The following is a 6,335-nucleotide window of genomic DNA, read 5'->3' as shown; positions in this document are numbered from 1 at the left end:
ATGCCCGATGCGCACCAGGGTTACGGCCTGCCTATTGGCGGTGTGCTGGCCACTACGGCCAATACCATTATACCTTTTGCTGTTGGGGTGGATATTGCCTGCCGGATGTGTTTAAGCATATTCGACCTGCCTGCCGAAGCCGTGGATACCGAAACCGACAAGCTGAAGAACATACTGGTTGATAATACCTACTTCGGGATGGGTTGTACCACCAAATCGTACTTTGATAGCTCGTTATTTGATAGCAAAGCATGGGGCGAAACCAAGGTGATCCGTTCTCTTAAAGATAAAGCCTACGCGCAACTGGGTACCAGTGGTACCGGCAACCACTTTGTGGAATGGGGCGAGCTAACCATAGGTGATGATGCTTTAAACAACATCCCTGCCGGGCGCTATTTGGCGCTCCTGTCCCACTCGGGCTCTCGTGGCTTTGGCGGTACGGTGGCAAACCATTACAGCAAAATAGCCATGACCAAAACCAAACTCCCCGCCGAAGCCAAACATTTGGCCTGGTTAGATTTGGATAAAGACGAAGGACAGGAATACTGGATAGCCATGAACCTGGCAGGCGAATACGCCAGTGCCAACCATCACGAGATCCATAATAAAATAGCCCGTGCGCTGGGTGTTAAACCCATTGCCGTGGTAGAGAACCATCACAACTTTGCCTGGAAAGAGCAACTGGCCGATGGTACCGAAGTAATGGTGCACCGTAAAGGCGCTACCCCGGCCGGCGAAGGTGTGTTAGGCATAATCCCCGGCAGCATGAGTACGCCCGGCTTTTTGGTGCGCGGTAAAGGCGATGTGGCCAGCATTAACTCTGCCAGCCACGGTGCGGGGCGGTTAATGAGCCGTAGCGCGGCCTTTAAAACCTTAGACCCGGCCGCTATTGCCGCCAACCTGATAGACAAGCGCATTACCCTAATGGGCAGCGATATGGACGAAGCCCCAATGGCCTACAAAGATATCCACACAGTAATGGCCGCGCAGCAGGATCTGGTGGAGGTACTGGCCAAATTTGAGCCTCGGATAGTGAGGATGGCAGATGCGCGGGAGAAGCCGGAGGATTAGCCCCCCGGCGCCCTAAAGGGGGAGTTGAAAAGTTCTCTCCAACGGGAGGGTGCGGCTGTCATCCTGAGCTTGTCGAAGGAGCGCGCAAAGGCAGGGAGGGGTTTAACCGCCATGGTTCCCCTCTTGAGAGGGGTTAGGGGTGTGTTATTGAATAAGAAGAATACTATTGCATATAAGCAAACTTTTTAATACTATTAATCATGCCTACCGATCAGTTATCACCTTATCAATTATTGCTTGAAACCTTTGGGCTTGGGGTAAAAACAGGTGTTATAACTCCCGCAAGAGTAATTGTCTGGGCTGATGAGATGATCATGGCGCATGATGAGCCGAATTACTTTTTTATCGAACTCTCCCTAAGCGGCAATAAAAATGAAATTATTGAGGTAATTAACCGGCACGTAGTGACGTCAGATAACCCTATCTGTACAAGGGTGCTGTTAGGCTGTGTATACAGGAGTTTTACAGACGACAACAATACGTTGACCATTGAAGATACAGCGACCATGGTGGGCAGGCTACCAAACTACGATGCCCTTACAGGTTACGAAGTGAATCAGATCTATGAGTTTTATGATTATAATTTATATTATTTACCCGATTTAACACAGCTACAGTCGGACCTCCATAACTTTTTATTGATTTACGAACCTTTCACCCTCGACAATTATAACCGGTGGGAAGAGGTAAACGCGGGGGTTATTCAAGAGTTGAAAAATTACGAGATACAGCAAGAGATTATCAATCAATCTTTTATTAAGCAATATCAAAAAAAGGAAAGAAAAAAGAAACTAAAGCGATATCTCAAGCTAATTATTATAGCGATACCTGTACTGGCAATTTTATATTGTTTGGCTGCAATTTCAGATCTGTTTAAAAACGCACCTATTATCTACCCTGTTATTTTGGGATATTACCTGATCCGGGGTGGAATGCATTGGTGGGATTCTAAAAAAAAGAGCAGGGCTTGATTAGCCATCTAAAGCACACGCGGCACGCGTGCGCCAGCGAGGGGACTTACAATATTCAGGAGCAGCAACAATTAACAACAGCCATTTTTCGGGATTTGGCCGGATCACTAAGATTGATTAATATTTGATTACCGGCATACATTAATACCAGCCCAGTTTTTGTTTAACAGCATTTTTATACGTATCGCCAACCGGCAAATGCTGCCCGGCAATTACGACCTTGCACTTTTCAAAATAATCGATCTTCCTGATATTAACGATATATGATTTGTGTACGCGTAAAAAGCATTTACCGGGCAGTGCTTGTTCTATATTTTTCATTCTTTCCAGTGTCAGCAATTTCCCTGTGGTAAGGTAAAATATCAGATAATCTCCAAGACCTTCGATATACAGGATGGTAGAAAAATCGGTCTTGTAAATCTTGTATTCCGTACGGAGCAGCAGGTATCCTGAACATTGCTGTGGCAGCAAGGCGCCAATTCGTTGTTTGGCTTTAGCAACGGCAACCAAAAAACGGTCGAAGGTAATGGGCTTCAACAGGTAGTCTATCACATCATATTTATAGCCTTCCAGCGCATACTCCATATAGGCTGTGGTGAGTATCACTTTAGCCTGGTTGTTTTTCAGCAATTCCATCATTTCAATACCTGTCATCTCCGGCATCTGTATATCCAGCAACAGCAAATCTGCCGACCCTTTTGTGATGGACCCAAGGGCTTCAAGCGCACTCGTTGTTTGCAGTATAAGTTCGAGCCCCGGCGTTCTTTTAATATAACCGGATAACAACCGGGTAGCCGGATGCTCGTCATCCACCACAACACAGCGTATCAATTGTTTATTTTCCATACTGTAATTGCAATTTTACAACAAACAGGTTATCATCATTGGTAATTTCCAGCCGGTGAGTATTAGGGTAAAGCAGGTTAAGCCGCTGTTTCACATTGTTAAGGCCAATACCACCGGTGGCATCTTTTTTAGTTGTACCAATTACATTGGCACAACTAAAATTCAATTGTTTTGCATCACTGTTTATGTCTATTTTCAACCAGGGTTCTTTTGCCCTCACCTGCCCATGTTTAAATGCATTCTCTATAAAGGAGATCAGTAACAGCGGCGGAATATAAGCGACCTCATCAGCGCATTTTCTTGTCACCTCTATCATAGATGGGGGCTCAAACTGGAGCTGTTGTAAGGCAATATATTTTTCAATATAGCTGATCTCGGTACCTAGCAGAACAGTTTCGTTGCTGTTATACAGCATATATCGTAACAACTCCGACAGCCCGGATATGGCAGGTAAGGCCTGGGCATTTTGCTCATACACCAGCGCGTAAATGTTATTGAGGTGATTAAAAAGAAAATGCGGATTGATCTGCGAGCGAAGGAAAGAGAGCTCGGTTTGCCGGTTTTGCAACTGCAGTTTTACCTGCTGTAATTCTTTATACTGCGCATACCTAATCAGGTAAAATATAGCCGCGAAGAATACCTGCGCACTAATGGGGATAATGACCATCTGAAAATAATGGCTCATTCGCACAGGGGCATCTTCAAAGGCCCTTGTCCAAAATAAACAGCAAAAATAGGCCGCTATACAAATAAGCGGCACGGCAAATATCAGTTGCAGGTATTGCCTGCGGGGATGAAACCGGCATAACAATAAATATACACCCAACGCAAGCAGATAATAGATCAGGATATCGCCTGTAAATTGCAGCCATTCGGCCAGGCTGTGGCTACCTTCGCCAAAAGAAAAACGGCCATGTATCAAGCCGGGCAATTGCCTGGCAATAATAACCAGCGCGTAAAAAACTAAAAACGTAAAAGAGAATAAGGGTACCCTTTTCTTCATAAAATCAAAGTTATCACAATTTGAGCTTACCTGTACAGGAGGCAAAGCCCTGTTTATCGAGGTGTTTGGGCAGTTTAACTATGTCTGCGGCTATGAATTGCCTTGCCGCTTACTTTGGCCAAAACTTAAAACAAACGATCATGAAATTACACTTCCCTTTTTTATGCATGTTATGGTTATGCCCGGTACTTTTACCGGCTCAGCCAAAACCTATCAACACTTATTTTGAAGAACTTGGGCAACGCAGGCAGCATAACGGTAATATTTTAGTGGCTGATGATGGACGGCCCATCGTAAACTTTTCTTCGGGCTATGCGGATTTTAGCACACAAACGCTGAACACACCTGCATCGCATTTTAACCTGGCTTCTATATCAAAAGTGATAACAGCAACGGCTGTTTTGCAATTAAGGGATAAAGGTAAATTCAGTATTGATGATGCTGTAGTTCAGTATCTGCCTGGTTTCCCCTATAAGGATATAAAGATCCGCCATTTACTGACGCATACCTCCGGCCTTCCCGACCTTGAACTATTTGAAGACCTCGTAAAACAGTTCCCGGATACGGTTATTACCAACCGCAATGTACTGCCCGAATTACGCAAATGGCAACGGGGGCTGTATTTTAAACCCGGCGATGAGTTTCGCTACTGTAATACCGAATATAATTTACTGGCCCTTCTGATTGAAAAAGCAAGCGGCATGTCGCTTCGATCCTATCTAAAAAAATACATTTTCGCGCCGGCAGGGATGAAAGATACCTACATCACCACGCCTAATCAAAAGCATGAGGGTTTAATTGCCCAACCGCAAATGAAACCGCACCCGGGGTATGACTCTGCCTTTGTAGCGGTTGATTCTATCGCGCGTTTCAAATACCTGACCTACAATAACAGCAGCACCACAGGGCAGGGAAATGTAATGAGCACCACCACGGATATGCTGAAGTTTGACCAGGCTTACTTTAACAGGAAGCTGCTTAAAGCAAGCACTATGCAGCAAGCAATGACTCCCGTTAAACTCAATAATGGAATTGTGTATTACGATAACCGGATGGACACTATGGACGGCGAAGGAAAAATGGGGTATGGTTTGGGCTGGGAAATTTTTGACCAACCCGTTTTCGGCATATCTGTTGGGCATGGCGGTTTTATGTTCGGCCTGGCTACCTTTTATCTGCATAACCTGGCAAAAAGTCAAACCATCGTCGGATTCGACAATACGGCGGGAAGCGAATTTGGGCGGTTCATAACCTCCGCCTTATCATTGCTAAACAACAAACAACCTATGGTATTCAGAACCAGCCGATCATTGGTAACGCTTTATGGCACCGCGCTGCTGAAACACGGTGCCGACCACGCCGCTACTATTTTTAATGCAAACAAAGCCGATAAAGCAGCCTACTATTTAAACGAAGGCGAGATGAACGATCTTGGTTATAACCTTTTCTACATGTCATCTTTCCCGGGTCACCGCGAAATGGCGCTCGAAGTATTTAAACTGGCCACCTTTATTTTCCCTGATAGCTTTAACACGTATGATAGCTACGGCCAATTGCTAAAAGACAGTGGTAAAAAGGAAGACGCTATCCTGATGTATAAAAAATCGATAGCGCTGAACCCTGGGAATGAGGATGGTAAAAGAATATTGAGCGAGTTGCTCAAAGTTCAGGATATCGAGTGAGGCCAAAGAATTCAAATGCCGATCGAATACCCCTGCTGGCACACGCGTGCCGCGTGTGCTGTAATTTATTAATCATTATAGTTATACCCTCTACTTTCTACACGTCCTTTTGGATAACCAAGTATTGTTTACAAGAATATACTAATGATATAAGACTGCACAGCATAAAGACTGCCATTGGAATAATAAAAGCGCCATAGTTAAACATACTTAAAGGCACCGCATTTAAACGACTGATGAGTGGAATTGTTAAAAGCATGAAACAAACAAAATCAATCAGCAGGATTTTCTGTGTCCTGGTTTTGTTCCAATTTCGGGAAATAAGTATCAACCCCAATACTGCCAAAAACGCAAATAGTTGATTGATATTACCGAAATCAAAAATCGTGAAGACAAGCCAAAGCAAAAAAGGTAGCCCTATCATTTGTCCTTTCAATATGATCACACAATAAGCTACAATGGATATGATTCGGTAGATTTTTAGGTGTTTCATTATTGGATTTAAATATACAAAGATCTGAAACGAGATCCCAACTCGCCCATATCTTGTGGATCAGCGTCTCTCCTTGGTATGCCTTTTACGTCTGCAAAATCGGCGTTAATTTGCACGTGGTTCTGGTTTAATCTGCCAAAACATTTACGCATACCATAATACAGATTTTTCTGTATTCATTCTCACACCTTCCCCTACCCGCCACTTGCAGAAATCACCATTAAAATCAACCAAACAGAGCGTTTCTTTCATCAAGCTTTCCCGAATGG

General features: G+C 44.3%; 5 protein-coding genes. 3 read left to right on the top strand and 2 right to left on the bottom strand.

The genetic code is table 11. The features are described 5' to 3' along the window. Both WC615_RS22010 and WC615_RS22005 read left to right on the top strand, forming a co-directional pair. Positions 1–1,071, top strand: a 1,071-nt coding sequence (locus WC615_RS22010) for an RtcB family protein (RefSeq protein ID WP_372980199.1), incomplete at its 5' end; no start/stop codon positions are given. 200 nt (positions 1,072–1,271) lie between these two features. Beyond that, complete coding sequence (locus WC615_RS22005) at positions 1,272–2,042, top strand: hypothetical protein (protein WP_372980198.1); 771 nt, start codon at positions 1,272–1,274, stop codon at positions 2,040–2,042. Between the two features lie 141 nt (positions 2,043–2,183). Here the strand turns inward: WC615_RS22005 and WC615_RS22000 are convergent, their stop codons facing one another. Beyond that, positions 2,184–2,888: a LytR/AlgR family response regulator transcription factor gene (locus WC615_RS22000; RefSeq protein ID WP_372980197.1), complete on the bottom strand. Its 705-nt coding sequence runs from the start codon at positions 2,886–2,888 to the stop codon at positions 2,184–2,186. Then, positions 2,878–3,891 (bottom strand): sensor histidine kinase, encoded by a 1,014-nt coding sequence (locus tag WC615_RS21995; RefSeq protein ID WP_372980196.1) that lies wholly within the window; start codon positions 3,889–3,891, stop codon positions 2,878–2,880. Before WC615_RS21995 ends, WC615_RS22000 begins: the two co-directional genes overlap by 11 nt. Positions 3,892–4,031: 140 nt before the next feature. Here WC615_RS21995 and WC615_RS21990 point away from each other — a divergent pair, with 140 nt between their 5' ends. Next, positions 4,032–5,573 (top strand): serine hydrolase, encoded by a 1,542-nt coding sequence (locus tag WC615_RS21990; protein WP_372980195.1) that lies wholly within the window; start codon positions 4,032–4,034, stop codon positions 5,571–5,573. Positions 5,574–6,335 lie beyond the last annotated feature (762 nt).

The sequence above is a fragment of the Mucilaginibacter sp. genome, from assembly GCF_041663085.1.
Classification (GTDB): domain Bacteria; phylum Bacteroidota; class Bacteroidia; order Sphingobacteriales; family Sphingobacteriaceae; genus Mucilaginibacter.
Note: the sequence above shows the minus strand (reverse complement) of the source record. Positions and strands in the feature narration are given on the sequence as shown.

Coding starts and splice junctions, on each gene's coding strand:
- WC615_RS21990 (WP_372980195.1), top strand. CDS start 4,032: ATGAAATTACACTTCCCTTTTTTATGCATGTTATGGTTATGCCCGGTA.
- WC615_RS22000 (WP_372980197.1), bottom strand. CDS start 2,888: ATGGAAAATAAACAATTGATACGCTGTGTTGTGGTGGATGACGAGCAT.
- WC615_RS21995 (WP_372980196.1), bottom strand. CDS start 3,891: ATGAAGAAAAGGGTACCCTTATTCTCTTTTACGTTTTTAGTTTTTTAC.
- WC615_RS22005 (WP_372980198.1), top strand. CDS start 1,272: ATGCCTACCGATCAGTTATCACCTTATCAATTATTGCTTGAAACCTTT.